General features: G+C 58.3%; 18 protein-coding genes and 1 pseudogene. 11 read left to right on the forward strand and 8 right to left on the reverse strand.

What is annotated here, in order from left to right; translation table 11 throughout:
* Positions 1–3 precede the first annotated feature (3 nt).
* Entirely contained in the window at positions 4–1,149 is a 1,146-nt protein-coding gene (locus tag BDK61_RS20415) for a thiolase family protein (RefSeq protein ID WP_121304391.1), read from the reverse strand.
* Positions 1,150–1,248: 99 nt separating this feature from the next.
* On the opposite strand from BDK61_RS20415, the gene BDK61_RS20420 reads away from it, so the two are divergent.
* Both BDK61_RS20420 and BDK61_RS20425 read left to right on the forward strand, forming a co-directional pair.
* Entirely contained in the window at positions 1,249–2,133 is an 885-nt protein-coding gene (locus BDK61_RS20420; RefSeq protein WP_121304438.1) for a 3-hydroxyacyl-CoA dehydrogenase family protein, read from the forward strand.
* Positions 2,130–2,942: an enoyl-CoA hydratase/isomerase family protein gene (locus BDK61_RS20425; RefSeq protein ID WP_121304393.1), complete on the forward strand. Its 813-nt coding sequence runs from the start codon at positions 2,130–2,132 to the stop codon at positions 2,940–2,942. Before BDK61_RS20420 ends, BDK61_RS20425 begins: the two co-directional genes overlap by 4 nt.
* A 105-nt stretch (positions 2,943–3,047) precedes the next feature.
* Here BDK61_RS20425 and BDK61_RS20430 read toward each other — a convergent pair whose 3' ends face one another.
* A complete protein-coding gene (locus tag BDK61_RS20430) occupies positions 3,048–3,818 on the reverse strand; it encodes an IclR family transcriptional regulator (protein ID WP_004966577.1) in 771 nt (256 codons plus the stop codon).
* 112 nt (positions 3,819–3,930) lie between these two features.
* On the opposite strand from BDK61_RS20430, the gene BDK61_RS20435 reads away from it, so the two are divergent.
* Positions 3,931–4,257, forward strand: a complete 327-nt coding sequence (locus BDK61_RS20435; protein ID WP_121304395.1) for an EthD domain-containing protein — start codon at positions 3,931–3,933, stop codon at positions 4,255–4,257.
* 58 nt (positions 4,258–4,315) lie between these two features.
* Here BDK61_RS20435 and BDK61_RS20440 read toward each other — a convergent pair whose 3' ends face one another.
* A complete protein-coding gene (locus tag BDK61_RS20440) occupies positions 4,316–4,786 on the reverse strand; it encodes a VOC family protein (protein WP_004966575.1) in 471 nt (156 codons plus the stop codon).
* Positions 4,787–5,000: 214 nt separating this feature from the next.
* Here BDK61_RS20440 and paaK point away from each other — a divergent pair, with 214 nt between their 5' ends.
* The 6 genes from paaK (at position 5,001) to BDK61_RS20470 (ending at position 14,230) form a co-directional block, all read left to right on the forward strand.
* Positions 5,001–6,287: a phenylacetate--CoA ligase PaaK gene (gene paaK / locus BDK61_RS20445; protein ID WP_121304397.1), complete on the forward strand. Its 1,287-nt coding sequence runs from the start codon at positions 5,001–5,003 to the stop codon at positions 6,285–6,287.
* A gap of 207 nt (positions 6,288–6,494) precedes the next feature.
* A complete protein-coding gene (locus BDK61_RS20450) occupies positions 6,495–9,344 on the forward strand; it encodes a penicillin acylase family protein (protein WP_121304399.1) in 2,850 nt (949 codons plus the stop codon).
* A 129-nt stretch (positions 9,345–9,473) separates the two neighbouring features.
* Positions 9,474–10,721 carry an ABC transporter substrate-binding protein gene (locus BDK61_RS20455; protein ID WP_011224934.1) on the forward strand — a complete coding sequence of 416 codons (1,248 nt, stop codon included), beginning with the start codon at positions 9,474–9,476 and terminating at the stop codon, positions 10,719–10,721.
* A gap of 8 nt (positions 10,722–10,729) precedes the next feature.
* On the forward strand, positions 10,730–12,754 hold the full coding sequence (locus BDK61_RS20460) for an ABC transporter permease (protein ID WP_121304401.1): 2,025 nt from the start codon (positions 10,730–10,732) through the stop codon (positions 12,752–12,754).
* Positions 12,747–13,511 carry an ABC transporter ATP-binding protein gene (locus tag BDK61_RS20465; RefSeq protein ID WP_121304402.1) on the forward strand — a complete coding sequence of 255 codons (765 nt, stop codon included), beginning with the start codon at positions 12,747–12,749 and terminating at the stop codon, positions 13,509–13,511. Before BDK61_RS20460 ends, BDK61_RS20465 begins: the two co-directional genes overlap by 8 nt.
* Entirely contained in the window at positions 13,508–14,230 is a 723-nt protein-coding gene (locus BDK61_RS20470; protein WP_121304404.1) for an ABC transporter ATP-binding protein, read from the forward strand. Before BDK61_RS20465 ends, BDK61_RS20470 begins: the two co-directional genes overlap by 4 nt.
* 256 nt (positions 14,231–14,486) lie before the next feature.
* Here the strand turns inward: BDK61_RS20470 and BDK61_RS20475 are convergent, their stop codons facing one another.
* The 4 genes from BDK61_RS20475 to BDK61_RS20490 all read right to left on the reverse strand — a co-directional run bounded on the left by BDK61_RS20475 (position 14,487) and on the right by BDK61_RS20490 (position 18,817).
* Positions 14,487–15,239, reverse strand: coding sequence for an IclR family transcriptional regulator (locus BDK61_RS20475; protein WP_121304406.1), 753 nt, complete (start codon positions 15,237–15,239; stop codon positions 14,487–14,489).
* A gap of 569 nt (positions 15,240–15,808) precedes the next feature.
* Positions 15,809–16,639 (reverse strand): IS5 family transposase, encoded by an 831-nt coding sequence (locus tag BDK61_RS20480; RefSeq protein WP_121303441.1) that lies wholly within the window; start codon positions 16,637–16,639, stop codon positions 15,809–15,811.
* Positions 16,640–17,511: 872 nt separating this feature from the next.
* Entirely contained in the window at positions 17,512–18,096 is a 585-nt protein-coding gene (locus BDK61_RS20485) for an HD domain-containing protein (protein ID WP_004966566.1), read from the reverse strand.
* A gap of 1 nt (position 18,097) precedes the next feature.
* Positions 18,098–18,817: an EthD domain-containing protein gene (locus BDK61_RS20490; RefSeq protein ID WP_208644703.1), complete on the reverse strand. Its 720-nt coding sequence runs from the start codon at positions 18,815–18,817 to the stop codon at positions 18,098–18,100.
* A 104-nt stretch (positions 18,818–18,921) separates the two neighbouring features.
* On the opposite strand from BDK61_RS20490, the gene BDK61_RS20495 reads away from it, so the two are divergent.
* Positions 18,922–20,283: an NAD-dependent succinate-semialdehyde dehydrogenase gene (locus BDK61_RS20495; RefSeq protein WP_004966564.1), complete on the forward strand. Its 1,362-nt coding sequence runs from the start codon at positions 18,922–18,924 to the stop codon at positions 20,281–20,283.
* Positions 20,284–20,417: 134 nt separating this feature from the next.
* A complete protein-coding gene (npdG, locus tag BDK61_RS20500) occupies positions 20,418–21,089 on the forward strand; it encodes an NADPH-dependent F420 reductase (protein WP_049919470.1) in 672 nt (223 codons plus the stop codon).
* A 113-nt stretch (positions 21,090–21,202) separates the two neighbouring features.
* Here the strand turns inward: npdG and BDK61_RS24300 are convergent.
* Positions 21,203–23,232, reverse strand: a pseudogene (locus tag BDK61_RS24300) (AMP-binding protein).
* Between the last annotated feature and the right edge of the window lie 110 nt (positions 23,233–23,342).

Consider the following 23,342-nt stretch of genomic DNA (forward strand, 5'->3'; position numbering starts at 1 on the left):
GCACTAGCAGGGATTCTCGAACACAACCGCGACACCCTGACCGAAACCGACACACATCGTCGCCAGTCCGTGGGTCGCGTCCTGCCGTTGCATCTCGTGTAACAATGTCGTCGTGATTCGTGCCCCCGAACAGCCAAGCGGATGCCCGAGCGCGATAGCCCCACCGTTGACGTTGAGCCGCTCAGTCGGAATCTCCAGTTCGCGCTTACAGTGGAGACTCTGCGCGGCAAAGGCCTCGTTGAGTTCCACGAGATCGATATCGTCGATTGTCAGGCCAGTGTCGTCCAGTGCGGCACGCGTCGCCGGAATCGGTCCCCGTCCCATGACCAGCGGGTCGACACCGGCGACGGCCCGCGTCTCGATCCGGCCGAGGACATCGAGACCGTGCTGGTCCGCGTACGCCGCTGAGGTGACAAGCATCCCAGCAGCCCCGTCGGTCAGCGGTGATGCGTTCCCCGGCGTGACTGTCGCTGCCTCGTCGTCACGGAACACTGTCGGGAGTTCGCTCAACTGCTCGACTGACGTGTCTGCCCGTGGTGTTTTGTCGGTCTCTATCGCTGCCTCGTCGGTGTGGACTGGCACGGTCTCTGCATCGAACCGACCGCTTTCCATGGCAGCGACCGCCCGCTCGTGTGAACGCAACGCGAACTCGTCCTGGGCTTTTCGGCTGATATCGTGGGTCCGTGCGATGGTTTCGGCCGTCTGTCCCATCGGGAGCCTGTCGGGGTCGTACCGCTGTTCGATAGCGGGATGCAGCCAGTCGGAGAAAGGGACGGTGCTCATGTGCTCGACACCGGCCACCGGATACACCGCCCCGTCGCCCGCCTCGATGGCGCGAGCGGCGTCGACAAGCGTCGTCAGCGAAGAGCCACACAGGCGGGTCGTTGTCGCCCCGGGCACTGTCTCGGGAAACCCGCCGGCGAGTATCGACTGCCGGGCGAGGTTTCGGCCCTGCTCGCCCTCCTGGTTTGCACACCCGAGCCGGAAGTCATCCCACTCAGCCGCTGGAACACCGGTCCGGTCAACAAGTGCAGTAAGCACAGTAGAGACGAGGTCTTCGGGATGTGTCCCAGCCAATGCGCCATCCTTCGGTACCTGTGGCGTCCGTACGGCGTCGACAACAACGGCTTGCGAGTCGGAAGCAGTCATCCTCACCGACTCCTATCGTGGCCGCCGTATTAAATGCAGGTCACACCGGGGGTGAGACGCAAGCAACGTTTTTATCCTTTGCTACTGTGCTGAGAAATGATGCACGTAGCTATCCTAGGCGCCGGTACCATGGGCCACGGTATCGCTCAAGTATCTGCAATGGCCGGTCACGACGTCTCTCTCCGTGATATCGATGCGGATATCGTCGATGACGGCCTGGCCGCCATCGAGTCAAATCTCCAAGAGGGTATTGCCCGGGAGAAAGTAACCGAATCTACGGCCGAGGCAACGATAGACCGCCTCAAAGGGACGACCTCGCTAGAAGAGGCCGTGACTGGGGCAGACCTCGTCGTGGAAGCAGTCCCCGAAGAGATGGCGATCAAACACGAGACGCTCACTGCGGTCGAATCCCACGTCGACCCGGCGACGCTTATCGCTTCAAACACTTCTTCGCTGTCACTGACTGAGATAGCGAGCGTCCTTGACTATCCCGAGCGAGCTATTGGCCTTCACTTTTTCAATCCGGTGCATATCATGGCACTCGTCGAGATTGTCGTCGCGGAACAGACGAGTGCCAAAACGATTGCGCGTGCCCGGGAGTTCGTGAACGGGATCGACAAGACACCGGTGGAGGTGGCCGATGCACCGGGCTTTGCCTCCTCCCGCCTTGGCGTCTCGCTGGGAGTCGAAGCGATGCGGATGGTGCAGGAAGGCGTTGCAACACCGCAGGACATCGACACCGCGATGGAACTCGGCTACAATCACCCGATGGGACCTATCGAACTCGGCGACGTCGTCGGTCTTGATGTCCGACTCGACATCCTCGAATACCTGCGTGACGAACTCGGTGAACGGTTCCGTCCGCCACAGATCCTGAAACGGAAGGTCCGTGCGGGCAAACTCGGCAAGAAATCCGGCGAGGGGTTCTACGTCTGGGAGGACGGTGACATCGTTGGCACCAGCGGCGAGTGGGGGGACGCATGACGGACCTCGCTGACATTGCGGCAGACTGTGAAACGGTCTCGGTGCGCGTCGGGGACCGCGTGGAGAACGTCGCTACCGTCGAATTACACCGCCCGGAGGCTCGAAACGCGCTCAACACCCAGTTGCGGTCGGAGTTCAAGCAGGTCTTCGACGCAATCCCGGACAGCGACGTTCGTGCTGTCGTGTTGACTGGCGCGGCAGACACCGGCGCATTCGTTGCGGGTGCGGACGTAACGGAACTCCGCGAGCGGGATATGTTAGAACAACGGGAGGCGAGCAAGCGACCACGGGTCTACGAGTACGTCGACGAGTGCCCGATGCCGGTCATCGCCCGTATCAACGGGCACGCCCTCGGCGGCGGCTGTGAGCTGATTCAGGCGGCTGATATCCGGATCGCGCATACGGATGCGAAATTTGGGCAGCCGGAAATCAACCTTGGCATCATGCCTGGTGGTGGCGGCACACAGCGACTGCCGCGCCTGGTCGGCGAGGGCCACGCAATGCGGCTTATCCTCACTGGCGAACTTATCGACGCGTCGGAGGCTGTCGATATCGGCCTCGTCGACGAAGTTCACGATGACGACTCCTTCGATGAGCGTGTCTACGACATCGCGTCGTCGATTGCAGAAAAAAGCCCTGCGGCGCTCGAATTAGCGAAGAAAGCCGTTCGTGCCAGTTCCCGAATGGACCTCGAAGCCGGCATTGAGTACGAAGCCGAACTGTTCGCTCAACTGTTCGCAACCGGTGACAAGGACGAAGGTATCGACGCGTTCCTCGAAGACAGGGAGCCGGAGTGGGCCAGCGAGTGAGCGCATCTCGTCCCCAAAACGGGGTCCATCGTTCGACCGCAGCCACACGCAGCGAAGTACAACTCGAAAACTGCTCGTTGCCCCGCTGGAACTACGCTGGTAGCCTCAAGGATGGGCCATGTTTATCCCGATCTCGTTGACAACGCCCAGTAGCAGCGTCGGCAGTTCGTCCCGAAGAATGGGGCCTTCAAGCCGGCTTGCTGGGCCAGAGACACTGATCGCCCCGATGGCGATGTCGTTCTCGTCCGTGATCGGGGCCCCGACCGCGTGCAGTCCCTCCACCGACTCCTGAAAGTTGAACGCGTATCCGCGGTCACGGATGGCCTCGATTTCCTCCCAGAGTTCGTCCCGGTCGGTGATCGTCTGTGGCGTCCGGCCAGGCAAGCCATGCCTGTCGATGGTCTTCGTGATCTGGTTGTCTGGAAGGTGTGCCAGTATGGCCTTCCCCGCGGCGTGCTGGTGGAGATAGTTCCGATGGCCAACCCGGGCGTACGTCTGCACCGAGTGTTTCCCCTGAGCGCCGTAGATGTGGACGCTCCGGCCGTGTTCTTCAACGGCACACCAGATTTTTTCCTCGGTCTCTTCCGCGAGTTCGTCGACTCTTGGCTTCGCCTCGTCGTAGAGCCGGTATTTGTTCCGTGCCACTTCGCCGTAGTCCAGAAAGCGGATCCCGAGCTGATACTCGTTATCGTCCTCGACGAGGAGACTGTTGGCCGCGAGTGTCTTCATGTATCTGTGTGTTGTACTCTTCGCACAGTCGAGGTGGGCTGTCATTTCAGACACCGTGGCCGTGTCGTGTTCCTTGAGATACTCCATGATCTCGATTGCTCTCTCGATCGTTCCGACCGGCCTGTTGACAGCGGGTGGGATTGCCATACGTACACACATGACTAATCGGCTTACAAGTGTTTTGTTCGAGTAGCTTGAATCAGTGGTGGCCCTGCCAGATCGGCAGGTAAAAGCCAATCCGTGACGACATGGCGCACGCATGACAAAAATCGTTGATTTGCTCGTCCGGAGAGATGGCTACACTCACGAGGAGTTCGCCGACCGATGGCAAGGCGACCACTCGGAGCTAGCGAAGGATCTGCCGGGGTTGCAGCGCTACGTGACATCCGTGCCAACAGACCCGGAGCGTGCGGCCTACGACGGCGTGCTTGAGCTGTATTTCGAGGACATGGATGCACTCAGCGCCGCGTTTGATTCAGACCTTGCCGAAACAGTGCAGGCCGACGCAGCCGAATTTATCGATCTGGAGGCCGGCCCCCGGCTTATCGTCGAGGAAACGGTCCAGCTCGACGAAAGAGACGACTGATAGCGCTCCACCTGTTTTGCCGACCGATGCGTTTTCCCTGAGCGACCTTCTGCAGATATTACCCATCAAGTCGACTTCCATCGACGTAGAGTTTGCCGGCAGGTGGCCGGTCAGCGTCGTAGCTATCGTGATACTCGAACAATTGAAACAGCGCCCCGGTCGGGTTCGATGGTGGCACAAATGCCTCTGTCCAGTCCTGATACTCGCGGTACTCAATGACGCTGTATCCGTTGCGCTCCAGTACCGCTTTCACTGCGTCGACAGCGGCCACTTCGAGCGTGACGTGGTGTAGGCCCGGACCGTGGTTGTCGAGATACGACGTAAGGAATGTGTCCGATGCCTCCGGTGCGATGAGTTCTAGCCGCGACGCCTCCCGACCGAAATCGTACTGTGCCCAGCGAAACCGCCCCTCAACGGACTCTTCGATGAGCTTCCGACAGCCGAGTGCGAACAGGAACGGTTCAGCGTCGCCGATGTCCTCGACAGCGATTCCGATGTGGTCGACACGGATCGGGGTCTCCTGAGACATGGCAAAGACTGCGTCAGGCTCCCCATTATATGCTCGGGTCGGGAGTAGAGGCCGTGATTACGTTTGTCTCCGTGGCCGCCCTCGCAGTGGCAGAAAGCGCTACTGAACTGCGAACCAGCCTTCAGCCGTCCTGTTTTGTGCGGTCACCGTATCAACCGTCATCTGCGCTGGTGGTCCCCGAACTTTTTCCCGGTGCTAGTCGAAGCGGCTGCGTATGTACCACAGTAACGAGTGTCTCGACCGCGCCGAGCTTGGGAGCGTGCAGAGCGAGCGGCTCCGGTCAATCGTGAACTACGTGTACGAAAATGTGCCATTTTACCGAGACCGGCTCGATGCCGCAGGGGTCTCTCCGACGGATATTGACGGGATTGCCGACATCAGTTCGCTCCCGATGACGACCAAGGAGGACTTCGAAGACGAATATCCAGACGGACTCTTCGCCGTCGATGACGACGAGGTCAGCCGTTTTCATGCCTCCTCTGGCACGACCGGGAAACCCAAGATCGTCTCCTACGTCGATGCAGATCTGGAGTTGTGGGGCAAGACGATGGCGCGGTCGCTGTCGGCTGCTGGTGTGGAGCCCGACGATACGGTTCAGAACGCCTACGGCTATGGCTTGTTTACCGGTGGGATGGGTTTTCACGAGGGCGCTGAAGAACTCGGAGCGACCGTCGTTCCGACCAGCAGTGGCGGCACGCAGCGGCAGGTCGAACTCGCCGCTGATCTTGGCACCGACGTGCTGGCCTGTACCCCGTCATACGCACTGTACCTCGCCGAAACGGCCGAGGAGATGGGATATGACCCGCAGGCGCTTCCGATTTCGGTTGTCTCCTACGGCGCTGAGACGTGTACAGAGCCGATGCGAATGGAAATCGAGACCGCACTGAACGCCACCGGGATCAACAACTACGGGCTCTCAGAGATTATCGGCCCCGGTGTGGCTGCGGAATGTCACGAAGCACAGGATGGACTCCACATCTGGGAAGACCACTTCTACCCGGAGGTTATCGATCCACGCACGAAAGAGCCACTCGAGGCGGGCAAAGAGGGCGAACTCGTTCTCACGACGCTTACCAAGCAGGCACAGCCGGTGATACGATACCGAACGGGTGACCTGACGACGCTAAATTACGACGAGTGTGCGTGTGGGCGGACAATGGTACGGATGGACAACGTCACCGGTCGAACCGACGACCTTCTCATTGTCCGCGGCGTGAACCTCTATCCAAGCGAAATCGAACACGCAGTGCTTGACATCAACGGCGTCGCGCCATACTACCGGATCGACCTCTACGAGGAGGACAATCTCGACGTCATGGAACTCACTGTTGAGCGCGCTGAAGGGTCCAGCAAAGACCACAGCGAACTCCGTGACGACGTTCTGTCTCGCCTGCAATCCGTGCTTTCGTTCACTCCGGACCAGCTTGACCTCGTCAACCCCGGGACTATCGAGCGAACCGAAGTCGGCAAGATTCAGCGGGTCTACGACCATCGCAATTGATTGGCAGTTGCCGACAGCTATCGTCTCAGCTACCCGCTGTTAGGGTATCTTGATACGGTCATTGGGAGAATGGCAGCCGCTGGGCGAATTTGTCCAGCGCGCCACGGGGAGTGACCGACGTTGATACCAGAACTGGAGAGCCATGCTGTCAGTGTGGCCAGACATGTCCCCAAATATTTATTAAATATCCAGACTGTCAACTACGGGATGTCAGCACAGCACCAGCAGTCGTGGCAGCACCTTTCACGACGAACGCTTCTGAAGACAGGCGCGGCGGTTACCGGCATGACCGGTATCGGAGCCGTTGAGACGGAGTTGGCGTACGCGCAGGAAGACGATGCCACGGTCACGATACGACGAGACGACTACGGCGTCCCACACATCTACGCCCGCGACGCTGACAGCCGCGCGCCGGTGTTCTACGGGTTCGGATATGCAACCGCGGCAGACCGGCTCTATCAGCTAGAACTGTACCGGCGGTACTATCACGGGACTGTCGCGGCGGTCCTCGGTTCAGGTGACGGGGACACCGACTGGGTCCAGTTCGATATCGAGGCGCGGCGTAACACCGCCGGCGAGCCATCACTCGACGAGCAGGCTGCTGAACAGTTGACAGCGGACCAGCGAGCGGTCCTGCAGGCGTTTACCGACGGTATCAACCGGTATATTACTGAAGTCCGCGAGAGCGAGGAACTGGAATTCCATCAGGCGTTTCAGGAACACGGGTTCGAGCCTGAGGAATTTACCACGACGGACGCCGCCGGGATGTTCGTCGCCAGTATGGCGTATTTCAGCGGCTTCCAGCTTGAGACGCTTAGTGCGACTGTTCTTGACGCACTCACGCAGGAAACCGGGAGCGAACAACGTGCGATGGAGTTGTTCGAGGACCTGCAGTGGGGCGACGACCCTGGCTGTCCGACCTCGACGGTCCAGCCATCGGATATCTATGCCCCACCCTATACTGACGTGGGCACAGGGCCGACACCCAATGTGGCCGGGGGACAGCAGACAGACAGGGTGACGCGCGGGGCCAGCGGTCCGTCTGCGACACCGAGCAACCTGGTGACTGGCGGGGACTACACGCCGCCATCTGATGCCGAAGGGATGCACGACGGAGAGATAGAGCGGATGCGAACGCTTGCGTCCGGACTCGACAGTCTTGGCCTCCCGATCAAGTACGGCAGCAACGCCCTCGCTGTCCAGGGTGATATCACGGCCAGTGGCGATGCGCTACTGATGGGCGGGCCCCAGATGGGGTTCAACACTCCCTCGATAATGTACGAGGCAAGCCTGCATGGCCCGGACTTCGACGTCGCCGGTGTCACCGTTACGGGGTATCCGTTCATTATGTTCGGACACAATCGCAACGGGGCAATGACCTCGACTGCCGGGATCGACAACTGCATCCAGATGTTTACGGAATCGATCACGACCAACTCGTCCGGCCCGGACACGTACACCTTCCGTGGTGAGGAGTACGAGGTTGAAACGGCCGAGCAGACAATCACTGTCGCCGATGGCGAGGACGTAACGTATACAGAGCGGTTCACACGCCACGGTGTTGTGACCCAGTGGGACCCCGACAACGGGGAAGCACTGGCGCAGACGAAGTCATACGCCGGCCGGCACATGAACTGCTGGCGAGCCTTCTATGAGTGTCAGTTCGCGACGGACGCCGAGGAGTTCCGGGAGTCAGCACAGCGCTGTGACTATGCGCTGAACTTCATGTGGGCCGACAAGGATGGTGACATCGCGTATGTCCATCTGGGTCGGTACCCGGATAGCGAAGCAGTCGACTGGGACACTCGGTTGCCAGCCGATGGAACACAATACGAACTCACGTCGGCGGACTACCTCCGCGCGGCTGACGGTGATGTCCCCTACGCGATCAATCCCAATCCGGGGTACTCGGCACAGTGGAACAACAAACCTGCGCCCGCGTGGAACAACGGTGACCTGAGTCATTCATGGTCGACCGACCACCGCGTGCAACGGATCATCAATCTGCTTGAGCAGCGGTTAGATCAGGAGGGGACAGTCGATTATGACTTCCTGAAGACCGTTATCTACGACATCTCTTTCACCGACCTGCGTTCGATTCGGTACAGAGACCATCTGCTTGACGCGCTTGCAGACGCAGACCTCTCTAATACCGAACAGCAAGCACGCGACGAACTGGCCTCATGGAACCACTTCGCGCAGGCCGACGGCGAAGACAACGAAGGCCGACACTCTGCTGGCTACACCATCTGGGATGCGACGTTTCCGTACATCCTGGAGGAGGTTTTCAGCGAGACGTTCGGGAGCGCATACGGGCCAGCATCGTACTTCCTCAACTACGACTACGGTCGCGGCACCCTGATGCGGGTCCTCAACCCGGCGGAGACAGCACTGGCGACACAGGCCGAGTACGCCGATGGAGATATCACGGACGCGCTAATCAGCGCGTTCCGAACCGCCGTGAGCGAACTCGCCGAGCAATACGACGGTGAACCGGCGACCTGGCGGCGTGAGGCGGCCCTGCACGAGTTCGATAACCTCGCGCTGTTCGGGATGCCTATCGGCGTCACGTCCGCGGGGAACACGGCGCTGCTGAACCGCGGGACTGAGAATCACGTTGTCCGGCTCAGCGACGACCCGGAGGCAGAGAACATCCTCCCGCCCGGAAACGACGGCTACGTCGCTTCGGACGGCACTACTGGCGAGCATTACGACGACCAGCTGGCGATGTTCGAGAATTTCGAGTACAAGCAGTTGTTGTTCGCCGACGCAGATATCGAGTCCGCCACAGCCGAGACTCGAACGCTGTCGAGGCCAGCAAATACAGCTGGTGCTGCTATCGGTGACACGCCGACGAGTGACGGCACTGAGACAGACGAGAATACTGTGGCGAGCGGCCCGACAGCTACCGAAGAAACAGAGAGCACAAACACAGCGACGGAGGCAAACACCGGGACGGACGCCAGTGGGCCCGGCTTTACCACACTCACTGGGGTCACCGCGGTACTCGGGACTGTGCTTGCGTGGCTGTACAGACAGGACGACAGCACCAGCTAGTCACTACGGCACCGGGAAGCGTGAGCGACAGGACGCGAAACCACGCGACTGAACGCAGCGAACAGCGTGAGACGCGCCGACAGGGGGCAAGGCTTTAATACGATTTGCTTAACAATAGATAATGAACCTATGTCGAGCGAAGGTACCTCACCAGACAGTAGTGTGGGAATCGACCGTTCACGGAGACAGTTCATTGCCGCTGCCGGGGCAGCCGGCGCGCTTGGGCTCGCCGGCTGTCAAGGCGGGTCAACAGGCGGCGAGGCGGCAGTGACTGTTGCGAGCCTGAACCCAATGACTGGCCCGTTCAGTTCTCTTGGACCGGGCCAGCGTACCGGGGCCGAACTCGCTGTAACGGAGATAAACAACAACGACGACTACGACTTCGAGTTCGAGCTAGTGACGGGCGATACAGAAACCGAGGCCGGCGCTGCACAGTCTGAGGCACAGCGCGTCGTTCAGGAAGACGGGGCGGAGTTCGTATTCGGTGCGATTTCCAGTTCCGTGGCGCTCGGGCTGAATGACTTTGCCGCTCAGTCGGAGCACATCTACTTCCCCGGCGGTGCAGCCGTTCCGATCACTGGGTCTGCCTGCAACGAATGGGTGTTCCGCTTTGAAACGAACACTGCACAGATTGCCGAGGCGATATCGTCGTATTCAGTCAACAATCTGGGGAACAACGTCTGGTTCCACTACGCGGACTACGCGTACGGCGACTCGGTGTACAACCGCACGAGCAGGCGTATGGAAAGTGCCAGCGACGACTACACCGAGGTCGGGACATCAACGTCGGAGCTGGGTGCAAGCAACTACGGCTCGTTCATCACGCAGATCAGCAACTCCGACGCTGACGTGGTCGTACTGGGGATGACTGGTGGTGATCTGGTGAACTTCACCAATCAGGCCGCGGACCAGGGTCTCACCGACCAGATCGCTGTTGTCGGGCCGACCCAGACGTTCCAGAGTGTCCGTGCCGGGACTGGGGCAAACAGCGTCGGCACATTCGGCGGCGCTCGGTACGACCCCTCGCTCGAGACGGGAGACAATCAGGCGTTCGTTGAGGCTTACTCCAGCGAGAACGACAGGCAGCCCGGCAACTTCGCCCGCGTCGGCTATGACTCGATGCGGCTGATGGCCAAGGGAATGCACGAGGCTGGGAGCACCGAACCGGGGGATGTCCGAGACGCTCTGGAAGGTGGCACGTTCACGACAGTACTGGGAGACATTACGCTTCGGGAGAGCGACCATCAGGCCACGAATCCGACGTGGATGGCTGAAATCGTCGAAGGCGATGGTGGTTCAGCGGATGTCGAACTCCTCGAGCAGGTCCCGGGTTCGGAGACGCTGCCACCAGCCAGTGACCTCGGCTGTGAGATGTAGGTAGCACAATGGTTGCTGCCGACTTCATCGAACAACTGCTGAATGGCCTCACCCTGGGGATGGTGTATGTCCTGCTAGCCGCCGGACTGTCAGTCATCTTCGGCGTCATGGACGTGATCAACTTCTCCCATGGCGAACTGTTCGCACTCGGTGCGTATTTCGCGCTGACCATCATTGCGCCGTTCGGAGCTGGGACTGGATTCTGGGTCGCGATAGTGGTTGCCCCGGTCGTCGTCGGTCTCATCGGTGCCGCTATTGAGCGAACGACTGTCCGGCCGCTGTATGGCCGCGACCCGCTGTATCACATTCTCCTGACGTTCGGGCTGGTGCTCGTGATCAACGACGGCATCCGTCTTATCTGGGGGACACAGCAACGGCAGCTAGCTGTCCCGGAGTATCTAAGCCAGCCAATATCCATACTGGGTGTCCAGGTGTCTGTGTATAATTATTTCATGATCGTTTTCGCAGCGTTGCTCGCGGTAGTGACGTGGTACCTGCTGAACCGGACAAAGTACGGGATGATCATCCGTGCCGGGTCGCAGGACCGCGAAATGGTTCGGAACGTCGGCATTGATATCGACCAGTACTACACGCTTGTCTTTGGCGTCGGTGCAGCGCTCGCCGCCGTCGCCGGGATTGTCCTTGGCGGCTATCAGAACGTGAACACCGGGATGGGGAACAGCGTCATTATTCCAGCATTCGTTGTCGTCGTCCTCGGAGGCCTCGGTAGCTTCAGAGGGGCCGTCTTCGGCGGGTTGCTCGTCGGTATCGTCCAGACGCTGATGCGGGCCTACAACGGAACTGTCCTGGCCACGTTCGGTGATACGACGCTGAGCGTCCCCAATCTCGAAGGACTGACTGTGTACCTGCTTATGATTGCAGTGTTGCTCGTGAAACCGCAAGGACTGTTCGGAACGCGAGGTGAAGAGTCGGAAGGCGAGGGCGAGATTCTCGTCGGCGGGTACGGCGGGATACTGGCAGACAGCACACGGGTACGGCTCGGCGGTATCGCTGTTGTCGCGCTCGCACTTGCCCCAGTCGCGATTCTGTTCATGGGCGATCAGTACTACCTCGTCGTTCTCAACGAGATCCTCATCTGGGCCATCTTCGCACTGAGTCTGGATATCGTGATGGGGTACGCCGGACTGGTCCCGCTCGGCCACACGATGTTCTACGGCGTCGGCGCGTACACCGCTGCGCTCGTCATGCTGCACTACTCGCAGTCGGTTTTTGTCGTGTTACTCGGGGCGATTCTCCTCTGTGCTATCCTGGCCTGGATCGTCGGCAGCCTCTCTATCCGGGTGTCCGGCGTGTACTTCGCGATGATTACGCTGGCGTTTGCGGAGTTGCTCTACAGCGCTGTGTTCAAGTTCGACTTCACCGGCGGGAGCGACGGCTTGCTCGGCTTTGAGGCGTTCATCGGACTCGGTAGCCTCGGGGCGTCACTCTCGAATATCGAGTTCGGGCTCCTCGGGTACGAAATCGGCCAACAGTTCGTGTTCTACTATCTGGCCCTGCTCATTGCGGTACTCTCGTTCCTGTTCGCTCGGCGCATGATGAACGCGCCCTTCGGCAGCGTCTTGCAGTCGATCCGGGAAAGCGAAGAACGGGCGGAGTTCATCGGGTACGACGTCAACAGATACAAACGCCGAGCGTTTGTCATCAGCGGCGGCATGGCTGGACTGGCCGGCGGCCTCCTCGCGGTCAGTCCATCGACAGTCATCATTTCACCAGACCAGACACTCAACTGGATTCACTCAGGGGAGGTCATCGTTATTGCGCTGTTCGGTGGGATGGGTACACTGTACGGTCCCATGATCGGCTCCGGCGTTTTCTTCGGCGCCGAAGAATTCCTCTCGTCGTACACCGACCAGTGGCGGCTTATTATCGGGACGATGTTCATCCTGTTCGTGCTGTTCGTCCCACGCGGTATCGTATCGATTCCGTCTCTCGTCGCACAGCGACTGGAGACGGCCAACAACGCGGATGGGTCCGTAGATATGGATGAGCCGGAAGTGAGAAGCGATGACTGAGACTGTACTCGAAACGGATGGACTGACGAAGCGGTTCGGCAAGCTCACCGCTGTTGACGACGTGTCACTGTCGGTTGCGGATGGTGAGTTCAGGAGCGTTATCGGGCCAAACGGGGCCGGGAAGACAACGACGTTTAATCTCATCACTGGCGCACTATCGCCGTCAGAAGGCGTCGTTCGGTTCAAGGGTGAAGATATTACTAACGTCGCGCCACACGAACGGGTCGGCCGCGGACTGGGGCGGTCGTTCCAGATTACGAATGTTTTCGGCGGCCTCACCGTTCGAGAAAACGTGCGTCTGGCAGCCCAGTCCGTCCACAGTGACGAGATCAACCCCGGCGAGGCACTGTTCCGTGACAAGAACGGCTTCGACGAGATCACGGAGCAAACTGGGACGGTACTGGAGCAGATCGGCCTTCGAGACCGGGCTGACGAGCACGCAGAAGCACTGGCATACGGCGACCAGCGCCGACTTGAACTGGGTCTCGTACTGGCGACAGACCCTGATATCATCATGCTTGACGAACCAACTGCCGGAATGAGTAGCGAGGAAACACAGGCCACAATGAACCTTATCGATGACGTCCTCTCAGACCGGTCGCTGATGCTCATCGAACACGATATCGACCTTGTGATGCGTGTCTCGGACCGGATTACCGTCCTTACTCGCGGTGAAGAACTCGCCAGCGGGACACCCGAAGAGATCGCAAACAACGAGGATGTCCGCGATGCGTACCTCGGTGGTGTTCGAGAATGACCGACCCACTGCTCTCTCTTGAAGATGTCCGGGCCGGGTACGGGATGACTGAGGTACTACAGGGCGTCTCAGTGGATGTCGAACGCGGAAGCGTTGTGTCGCTGGTCGGGCGAAACGGGGTCGGCAAGACAACGACGCTCCGGTCGATTGTCGGCAACATCACCCCGAACGGAGGGTCAATAACGTTCAACGGCGAGGACATCACGACACTCACTTCCGAGACGACGATCCGGCGCGGTATCGGGTTCGTTCCCGAAGAGCGGCGGATCTTCCCCGAACTGACCGTCCGAGAGAACATCAGAATGGGTGAGATCGGTTCCGAGTCACCTGACGGGCCGTCAGTTGACGACGTACTGGATATGTTCGAGAACCTTGCAGAGCGCGAACACAGAGACGGGTCGGTCCTTTCGGGTGGCGAACAGCAGATGCTCGCAGTCGGTCGTGCCCTGACTGCCGACCCGGATCTGTTGTTGCTTGATGAACCGACCGAAGGACTCGCACCATATGTCGTCCGGCAGATAGAGGACCTCATCCGTGAGCTGAACGAGCAAGGCATCACAGTACTCGTCGTTGAGCAGAACATCCCGGTTGCACTGGAGGTCTCGGAGTATACGTACATCCTCGAAAAGGGCAAGATAGTCCACGAGGGAACTGCGGCGGAGATCCAGGATGACGAGGACGTACTCGACAGACACCTCGGCGTCGGTGTCACTGACTGATTGCGGCGACAATCGGCAGATATCGATCCAATCTCCGGTCATTGGATCATATGGCGTAGGACCTCGCTCAACGCAAGGCCTCGACCATCGTTCGAGTGCCATGCACCGAGCAGTAGCGACTAGTTTGATGTAAACACACCACATGGAACGTTCTATTCTATTGAATAGGGAGTTGTCGTGTCAGCGCCTTATTGGATGGGGAACAAACGGTCTTGCGGATAGATCGCCCAAATCAGCGGTGTTCGAGTTATTAGAACTATTGGTATGAGAGATTCACCTGTAGTTCGCCGGAGATCCCACGGATGAGGTCGGTCAGTTCGTTCTCGATGCGTTCCGAGTCCAACCGGTTCGCTGGGCCCGAGACACTGATTGCACCGTACGCGTTGCCGGCGTTGTCTACCAGCGGTGCCCCGACACCGGCTACGCCTTCGAGGAACTGGTCAATGCCGTAGGCGACCCCACGGTCCTGAATCTCGTCGAGCTCCGCTTCGAGTTCTTGCCGATTTCGACCGTCCGGAAGGGGGTGGTCGTAGCTTTCGAGGATTGATTCTCGCCGGTGTTTCGGCAACACTGAGAGGATCGCCATTCCACCAGCCAGCCTGTACAGTTCGGTGTACTGGCCGATCTGTGAGTTTGTCTGGATCGCCCGACTGCCGAGTGCTTTGGCCAGGAAGACTGCCTTGCCGTTCTCTTCGACTATCCACCACGCTTTTTCATCAGTTTCGTTGGCTATTTCGTTCAGTTTCGGAGCGACTTCCTGATACATTTCCTGTCGCTCGCGGACTTTCATCCCGATGTCCAGAAACCGTAAGCTCAGCCGATAGGCCTTGTTCTGGTCCTGTACGACGTAGCCTCGACTCTTGAGAGTTGAGAGATGAACGTGGACTGTACTCTTTGGCATCCCCACCCGCTCTGCCAGTTCGGTGACGCCGAGTGACTGCTCCGTTTTCAGTGCTTCAATAATATCCAGCACTCTCCCGGCGGACTCGATTGTGTCTTGTCCTGTCATACACGTATGTTTGGCTAAGTGTTTATAAAATTATTCAACCACATTGAACTCTGACCTCAAGGTGTTCTGCCCGGTGCATTCTCAGTGGCGTCCCGGTGACTGTACTGCGACACGGCCTCCCAGCCTCGCAGACTACTTCCTTGGACTCCGTTCTTTCTGGTGACGTTGTATAGTCACTGAAAACGGAGGAGGACGGTCTCATAGTAGTGTACTAGCTTCGACTGCTGCAGATATTGAAGGCTGGCACGTTTACTGCTCAGTGTCGTGTTCAATCTGATTGAATCTGAACGCAGCATACGAAATGCAGTGAAACCATGCGAAGGATATCAGCGGCAACCGAGACCAGTCCCGCCACCGTATCCCAGTCCGCTTCGGCTGGCCCTGTGCGTACTCACGCTCTCCTTGCACAACTGCAACCGCTTTCTGTAGCGCCTCAATACTGATGAGTTGCTGCAGTCCAACACTGTCACCCGAAATCGGCGATTCTCAGTGCGATACTCAGTTTGAATAATAGCTGCACACCTGTTATGCTATGACGGCTGTGTTGAATCGCCATAAGGCGGTGGAATTCACTGTTTGACGGCACGTTTGATGTTATAGACGACACACATCAGGGCGATTTCTCGGAACTCACGAAACCAGGAACGCGCTCGCACGGCGAAGCCGAGCGAGCGCTTCACGGCCGAATTAACGGTCTCAGTCATAGAGCGCTGATTGTAGCGTTGTTTGTCGATTCTGGCGTTGTGAGCGTGGTCGTAGGGAGCGAAGATGCGGTGCTTGATGAGCGGTCTGATGCCGAGTTCACGCAGTGCTTTACGGAGCGCTTGCTTGTCGTAGCCTTTATCGGCCGCTAGAGACCGCAGATCGCCCGCGTTCCGGCGGACGATCTGCTCAGCGAGGTCTGCGTCGCTTCCTTCCCGAGTCGTTGAGCAGTGTACGTCAAGGATTGCTTGGGTCTCTGTATCGACGAGTTTCGTGACTTTCAGCTTCTGGACGCGGTAGCTTATGCGCTGGCAGTAGTGACGGCTCGCTGCTGAGCGTTCGTAGAATGTAGCGTCGATAGCAGCGTGTTTCGATGGGTCGTGCAGCTGCGCCGACTGGCGCAGCAACACTCGGCAGACGCTCATTTCGATTCGGTCGAACGCTTTACACAACGTAGATGGAGAGGGGAGATCGGCCGCGCTGAGGCCGATCTCCCCGATTATTTGTGGCATCTCTTTGAGCAGGTCAATCGTCATCCGGTAGGATGTATCAAGATAGATCCGCAGACAATGCAGGGAAACGATGGCATAGTCGGCGAATCCGCCGCCGCCTTCCGGGGCGGCGGATTCGTCTCCATCACCGGTAACAACTTGAGCAATCGGCACAATCTCACCAGTGAAGCGGGAGATTTGTGTCATAGGCAACCGAATCATCCCGCTTCAACTCCTTTGATTTAGCGACCTATCCCGACGCCGTCTAGTGATTCAACAGAGCCGCTATGACCGATACTCTGGAACTTGCGAGTAGTAGTGTCCCACAGTGCAACCATCAGGATTATATTGTGTTGTTCATATCTGTTGAATATCAGGCAGGAATGAGTGTGTCTTCCTGCTCCTCTTGTGCGTCTGGTGAGAGATGGAGACCACTCTAATAATACCTGTACGCCTGTTATCTGAACACTCCGCAGATGTCGCATTACGAAACAAAGCAGCGGTGCTATCTTAACAGCTCTCAGCTATGAGAGTTCATTTAGGAAGTGATTCCGCCTTGCTAGCTACTTCTGGCGGTTGTCCGAATAATTTCACATTATGAAACAAACTCTTGTCCTCGCTCGTGGGGAGAGAATATTGAATACTACGCAAGCGCTCATCGGATAGCATCAAATCGTACATTGAGTTTAGCACCTGAGTTACAGCACACCCGTTGTATGTGCATATCTGGTCCAAAGAGTTGTATTCTCCCCAGGTACGCGCATTAAAAATAATTTTAATTGTCTTTGAGACAGGTATGAATGGGTCGACCTGTTGTAGAGATATTTATACCAATGGATATCATTCGGTCAAAATACTTTCCGTGCGTTTAGGTGTAAATTGCTGCTAAGCAGGTAGAGATAAGCTGCTGATCGCAAAATACGAGTAGGGGAACCCCGGCGTAGTGTCTTCAGTACTGCCAACCTCGAAGCTACCGGGTGACAACGATGCGTTGGATTACGCAGTTACTATCGGTGGGCTACGAGGGACTAACTCCGCCGACCGATTCTTTCGCGGGGCGTTATCGCTCGCGCCAGTGACTACGTCTGGGAGTACTCATCAACCCATTCCTGCAACGTGATACCCATCGTTGACTGCGTAATCGCGTTCGAGGACGCGGAGTTTGCACTCTTGACGAGTTCGGCTTCCAGTGTCCGCGTCGGAATCTCGCCGATAAAGTGCGGAATCGCTCGCTGGACCGCCAGCGGACAGCCGACTTCGTGAGCAAGCGCATAGCCCGACAGGGAGTGTGGGATCTCTTCGGTTGCGTATCTTGGGTCTGGGTCGAGTAGCTTCTCGTCCTCGACAAAGTCAACGTACTCATAGCACTTTCCGACATCGTGGAGTAATGTCGCCGCGACGATGACGTCGATATCGGGGTCGGCTCCGTGGAACTCCTGCTGTTCGATAGCGGATTCCCGCGCAATTTTGGTGACACCGCGGACGTGCCTGACGTTGGTTACCTCGTGGATATTCCACGCATAGGGAATGTCCATAATGTCGCGCCAGCCGCCTCGGTCGAGCGCGAGTGTCCACGCTTCGATGACTTTGCTACGAAGGTCGTCCGATGAGATGTAATCGAGTTCCGGGAACGCCTGCGTGACCTGCTCCTCGTAATCGGGCATACTACCCCTCGTCCTTGACGAGCTGTTCCTGTCCGATAAACCGGGGCCGCTCGTCGATAGCCAGGAAGTTATTCACGTCCTCGCGGGCCGCTTTCGCTTTGCCTCTGTCCGGTGCGTAGTCCCGTGAGCCTTCGCTACCGAGAGCGTCGTATAGCTTCTCAATATCGTCGAAATAGAGTTCGGCGACACCGTCGAACTCGGCGTTCTCGGGGTCTGTTGGGATGACCGTGTTGTACTTGACGACGCCCTCGATTTCGCGGGCAATCGGCGTATGGTTGGTCTGCCAGTAGTCGACGAACTCCTCGTGGGTCATGTCGTCCTGTCGGACGAGAAACGCCGAGTGCTTGTAGAGACCGTCAGTGTCGCCGTCGACCTCGTCTTTCTGGACGATTTCTTCGCCGATAATACGCGGCCGTTCCTCGACAGCGAGGAAGTTGTTCACGTCCTCGCGGGCCTTTGCGGCGATCTCCTTGGTGGGGTCATAGTCCCGGGAGCCGGGGCTACCCAGTGCCTCGTGCAGGTCCTCAAGCGTCTCGAAGTACAGTTCCGCCAATCCGTCAAACTCGGCGTGTGCTGGTTTTGTTGGCAGGACTTGTTGATAGCGAACCACGCCCTCGATGTCTTTTGCAATCGGCGTGTGATTGGCCTGCCAGTAATCAACGAACTCCTCGTGAGACATATCGTCCTGTCTGACTAACAGGGCTACATGCTTGTACATCATCAACACATTTCTGACCTATGAGTATAAAAGCTAACGTTGTTGCCTGTCAGAATATTTGGGTCACTAAAGATTAATGTATGCATGACGCTGAATATTGAACTGATATGGATGCAGTCAACCCAGCCACAGGCGAGCGGCTAAACGTGTACGACCTTGATGACGACGACGCAGTCGAACGGAAACTGGACCGTGCCACGTCGACGTTCGAGGACTGGCGTGAGGTCCCATTGCGCAAGCGCGAGCAATTGCTGGTAAACGCCGGTGAGGTTCTACGAGAGAACAAACAGCGGTACGCTGAACTGATGACCCGGGAGATGGGGAAACCAATCACGCAAGCCGTCGCTGAAGTCGAAAAGTGTGCTTGGGCGTGTGACCATTACGCCGAATACGCACACAAGTATCTCTCCGAGGAGCACCACCCCAGTCCACCGGGGACAGAGGTAAAGACAGTCCATGACCCGCTCGGACCAGTGCTTGCAGTGATGCCCTGGAACTACCCCTTCTGGCAGGTCATTCGCTTTGCTGCACCCTATCTCACTGCCGGCAACGTTGGCCTCCTCAAACACGCCTCAAACGTCCCCGGCTGTGCGCTCGCACTTGAGGAAGTGTTTGCTGAAGCCGGCTATCCTGACGGCGCGTTCCAGACGCTGATGGTTGGCTCCAGTAACGTTGACGGCATCCTCGCAGACGACCGTGTCCGTGCGGCGACGTTGACCGGAAGTGGCCCTGCTGGCCGTGCCGTCGCCGAAACCGCCGGCAAACACCTGAAAAAGACCGTACTGGAACTCGGTGGGTCTGACCCGTTTATCGTCCTTGACGACGCAGACCTCGATGCGGCCCTCGAAACTGGGGTGCAAGCACGGACGCTGAACGGTGGCCAATCGTGTATCGCCGCCAAGCGCTTTATTGTTCACACAGACGTCTACGATGAGTACGTTGATCGACTCGTCGCTGCCTTCGAAGGCCTCACTGTCGGCGACCCGATGTCCGACGAAACTGATGTCGGTCCACAGGCCGACCCTGGCCTCATGGCCGAACTCCACGACCAGGTACAGGCCAGCGTCGACGCCGGAGCAACGCTGTTGACCGGGGGCGAGCCGCTTGACCGGACCGGCGCGTTCTACCCACCGACAGTACTGACTGATGTCCCTTCAGGATGCCCTGCCGACACAGAGGAGACATTCGGACCAGTGGCGACCGTCTACGAGGTTGCCGATGCGGAGGAAGCAATCGCAGTCGCAAACGACACCCGGTTTGGCCTTGGTGCAAGCCTCTGGACAGCGGACCGAGAACGCGGCCAGCGGCTGGCACGAGATATTTCCGCGGGCTGTGTCTACATCAACGAGATGACCAAATCCGACCCGCGAGTCCCGTTCGGCGGCATCAAGGACGCTGGCTACGGCCGTGAACTCTCGGAGATGGGAATCAAAGAGTTCGTCAACAAAAAGACGGTCTGGGTCGAATAACCACCGCAGTTGATACTGGACGGTACTTCTATTGCTGGCGTGCCCGGTTTTGACGTGATGGCAGCAACGTACGGTCGGTAGCGATCCGTGTGGCAGGACAAAGCTTCTTGTTTCAAGGGGCGTTATGTAGGTGCATGGAGTTAGCTATCTTAGGCGGAACTGGTGACATTGGTGAGGGACTCGCGATGCGGTTTGCCGCCGATACGGACCATGCGATTACGATCGGCTCGCGGGACGCTGCAAAGGCCGGCGAGCGAGCCAGAGCGTACGAAGAACGATTATCCGATCACGGTGTCGAGACTGAAATCGACGGGACGGATAACAGTAGCGCCGCGGCCAGTGCAGACGTGGTTATCTTGGCCATTCCACCACATCACGTCGGCGATACAGTTGAAGCACTGGCAGAAGATGACGTGCTCTCAGACCAACTGCTCATTAGCCCCGCCGTCGGAATGAACGGCGATGGGGATGGACTTCACTACCGACCACCGTCGACAGGGAGCGTTACTGAGTTTGTCGCGGAGCGAGCCCCTGAATCTGTTCCAGTGGCCGGCGCGTTCCACAACCTTGCAGCGGACCGGCTGGCAGATCTAGAGGCCACGCTCGATGTAGATACGCTGGTGGTCGCGGATGACCCGACGATCAGCGAGCGAGTCGTGGCGCTAACTGCTGACCTCGCAGGTATCCGGCCTATCCCTGCTGGGCCGCTATCGAACGCTACGGAGGTCGAGAGTCTGACGCCACTGCTCATCAATATCGCTCGATACAACGAGGATATGCACGATGTCGGTGTGAGCTTTACGTAGACTCCGGCAGCGGTTCTGTCCTCCGCCGTGATTCAAGTAGTGTCGTCGTGCGGCTGATTGTGTGCTTGTATTGCCTGTGTCCGCAAACAGTCACAAACAGACAGGGAAGTATTTCACCGCGCGTTGTCGATTTCGTCGATCGCGTCGGGGTTCTCGATACTTGAGAGGTCCCCCAGTTCTGCGCCCTCGTAGACATTCTGAATGATTCGCCGTACAATTTTTCCCGACTGGGTCTCCGGAAATTCATCGACGAAGCGGACTTCACGCGGACGGAACGGCTTGCCAAGCGCTCTCCCGACTTGCGCGCGCAGCGCCTCGCGAAGGTCCGCTGACTCCTCGAACCCCTCGTTGAGGATGACATATGTGACAACTGCAGTCCCCTTCGTTTCGTCGTCCGCACCGATCGCAACAGCGGCGTTGACCGCATCGTGTTCGATAAGTGTACTCTCGACCTCGGCCGGGCCGACCTTCCGACCGGCGACGTTGAGGACATCGTCTGAACGACCGTGCAAGAACCAGAACCCGTCTTCGTCTTTCTGTGCCCAGTCACCGTGGTCCCACATATCGCCGAACCGCGACCAGTACTCCGCAAGATACCGCTCGTCACCACTCCACAGCGACTTTGTCATCGACGGCGCTGACGATTGACAGACCAGATACCCCTTCTCGTTGTCTTCGGCAACGGATTCCCCCTGTGCATCGACAACGTCGATGTCCATGCCGAGCGCCGGGCCACCAAGCGTCCCCGGCTTCAGCGAATGCAGCGGGCGTCGGCTGGAGGAAACAGCCGAAGATCTCCGTTCCGCCGGAGATGTTCATAATTGGTGTCGTGCCGTCGCCGACGTTCTCCAGAAACCACTCCCAGGAATCTGGGTCCCACGGCTCACCAGTCGAACCCAGCAGGCGCAACGTCGAAAGGTCGTGGCCCTCCAGCACTCGTCGCCGTGTTTCTGTAGCGAACGGATCGCTGTCGGTGAAATCCCCAAACACCGACAGATTGTGGGTGTCGATCATTTCCCAGAACCGGTCCGGCTCGGGATAGTCCGGGGGGCCCCCTCATACAGGAAGACGGTGCCACCGTGGACGTGATTGCCGATCAGCGTCCACGGCCCCATCATCCAGCCGATGTCCGAGACCCAGAAAAACCGGTCTGCGGCTTGTGGTCGAAGGAAAAGAAGATTTCTTTCGCCGGGTTGGACGAGCCCGCCAGCGGTGTGTGTGGACGATACCCTTCGGTTTGCCTGTTGTCCCGGATGAGTACAGCAGCATCGACTCGTGGTCGGCGGGGAGCGACTGGGTCTCCGTAATCTCATCAAGATTGGGACCCGACTGGCGTCTTGCCCCACCATATCGTCCACCGGTCTGAGTCCCACGAGAGCCCAGAGTCCGTAGAACCCAAGCCGATTATAAGGACAATGGTGTGTTCGACAGTGGCACGCCGCTTCCGGTAGCCTCGTCAGGCGGCCGATTTCAGGTCGATTTTCGCTGCCCCGGCGGGTAGAGAGCCATCGCCGGTGAATCAGGGGAACTGGACACTCGGCGTCTTCGGATACGGGTTGCGTGTCGCGTCGACCCCGAAGCCGGAGAAAATAGGGACAGCAATCGCACCGACTTTGAAACAGCCATACAGCAACGGAACGATTTCCGGGACCATCGGCATATACAGCCCGACGGTGTCACCGGGTCCGATACCGCGCGCTTCGAGTGCATTGGCAATGCGATTGGCCTGCTGGTGGAGCTCGTGGTAGGTTATCTCACGGACTGTCCCGTCCTCACCTTCCCAGAGTGTCGCGATTGTATTTCGGTTCGCAGCGTCGGGGGCTGCATGACGGTCAACGACGTTGTGGGCGATGTTGAGTTCCCCGCCGACGTACCAGTCCGTGAACTGCGGGCCGTCTGTGTCATCGCGGACCTGCTCGTACTCCTCGTAAAACTCTAGGTCGAGATAGTCGACTATCTCATCCCAGAACCAGTCCAGTCCGGATGCCGGTTCACCGTCGATATCGGTGACCGTCCGCCTGTGGAGTTCTTCGAACTCCTCGATGCCGTGCTTTTGCATGAACGCGTAGACGTTGCTCTCGGTCACGAACGTCTCGCTCGGTTCGTACCGTACCTCGTCGAGTGCTGTGAGTGAATCTGACATTGGGATTAGTGGCTGTGACGATGTCCAGAAGCTGTTTAGTTGCTGCAGTCGAGCTACCCCGTCTTGTAGACGCCGCGTGCATCCGCGACCTGTGTATCGTCTTCGGCGTA

This window comes from Haloarcula quadrata (genome assembly GCF_003634715.1).
GTDB classification, from domain to species: Archaea; Halobacteriota; Halobacteria; order Halobacteriales; family Haloarculaceae; genus Haloarcula; species Haloarcula marismortui.

Bases quoted from the DNA above. Each gene is read 5' to 3' on its own strand.
- BDK61_RS20470 (WP_121304404.1), top strand. From the start codon at position 13,508: ATGACCGACCCACTGCTCTCTCTTGAAGATGTCCGGGCCGGGTACGGG.
- BDK61_RS20455 (WP_011224934.1), top strand. From the start codon at position 9,474: ATGTCGAGCGAAGGTACCTCACCAGACAGTAGTGTGGGAATCGACCGT.
- BDK61_RS20450 (WP_121304399.1), top strand. From the start codon at position 6,495: ATGTCAGCACAGCACCAGCAGTCGTGGCAGCACCTTTCACGACGAACG.
- BDK61_RS20465 (WP_121304402.1), top strand. From the start codon at position 12,747: ATGACTGAGACTGTACTCGAAACGGATGGACTGACGAAGCGGTTCGGC.
- BDK61_RS20435 (WP_121304395.1), top strand. From the start codon at position 3,931: ATGACAAAAATCGTTGATTTGCTCGTCCGGAGAGATGGCTACACTCAC.
- BDK61_RS20460 (WP_121304401.1), top strand. From the start codon at position 10,730: ATGGTTGCTGCCGACTTCATCGAACAACTGCTGAATGGCCTCACCCTG.
- BDK61_RS20490 (WP_208644703.1), bottom strand. From the start codon at position 18,817: ATGATGTACAAGCATGTAGCCCTGTTAGTCAGACAGGACGATATGTCT.
- BDK61_RS20430 (WP_004966577.1), bottom strand. From the start codon at position 3,818: ATGGCAATCCCACCCGCTGTCAACAGGCCGGTCGGAACGATCGAGAGA.
- BDK61_RS20420 (WP_121304438.1), top strand. From the start codon at position 1,249: ATGCACGTAGCTATCCTAGGCGCCGGTACCATGGGCCACGGTATCGCT.
- BDK61_RS20475 (WP_121304406.1), bottom strand. From the start codon at position 15,239: ATGACAGGACAAGACACAATCGAGTCCGCCGGGAGAGTGCTGGATATT.
- BDK61_RS20425 (WP_121304393.1), top strand. From the start codon at position 2,130: ATGACGGACCTCGCTGACATTGCGGCAGACTGTGAAACGGTCTCGGTG.
- BDK61_RS20480 (WP_121303441.1), bottom strand. From the start codon at position 16,639: ATGACACAAATCTCCCGCTTCACTGGTGAGATTGTGCCGATTGCTCAA.
- paaK (WP_121304397.1), top strand. From the start codon at position 5,001: ATGTACCACAGTAACGAGTGTCTCGACCGCGCCGAGCTTGGGAGCGTG.
- BDK61_RS20440 (WP_004966575.1), bottom strand. From the start codon at position 4,786: ATGTCTCAGGAGACCCCGATCCGTGTCGACCACATCGGAATCGCTGTC.
- BDK61_RS20415 (WP_121304391.1), bottom strand. From the start codon at position 1,149: ATGACTGCTTCCGACTCGCAAGCCGTTGTTGTCGACGCCGTACGGACG.
- BDK61_RS20495 (WP_004966564.1), top strand. From the start codon at position 18,922: ATGGATGCAGTCAACCCAGCCACAGGCGAGCGGCTAAACGTGTACGAC.
- BDK61_RS20485 (WP_004966566.1), bottom strand. From the start codon at position 18,096: ATGCCCGATTACGAGGAGCAGGTCACGCAGGCGTTCCCGGAACTCGAT.
- npdG (WP_049919470.1), top strand. From the start codon at position 20,418: ATGGAGTTAGCTATCTTAGGCGGAACTGGTGACATTGGTGAGGGACTC.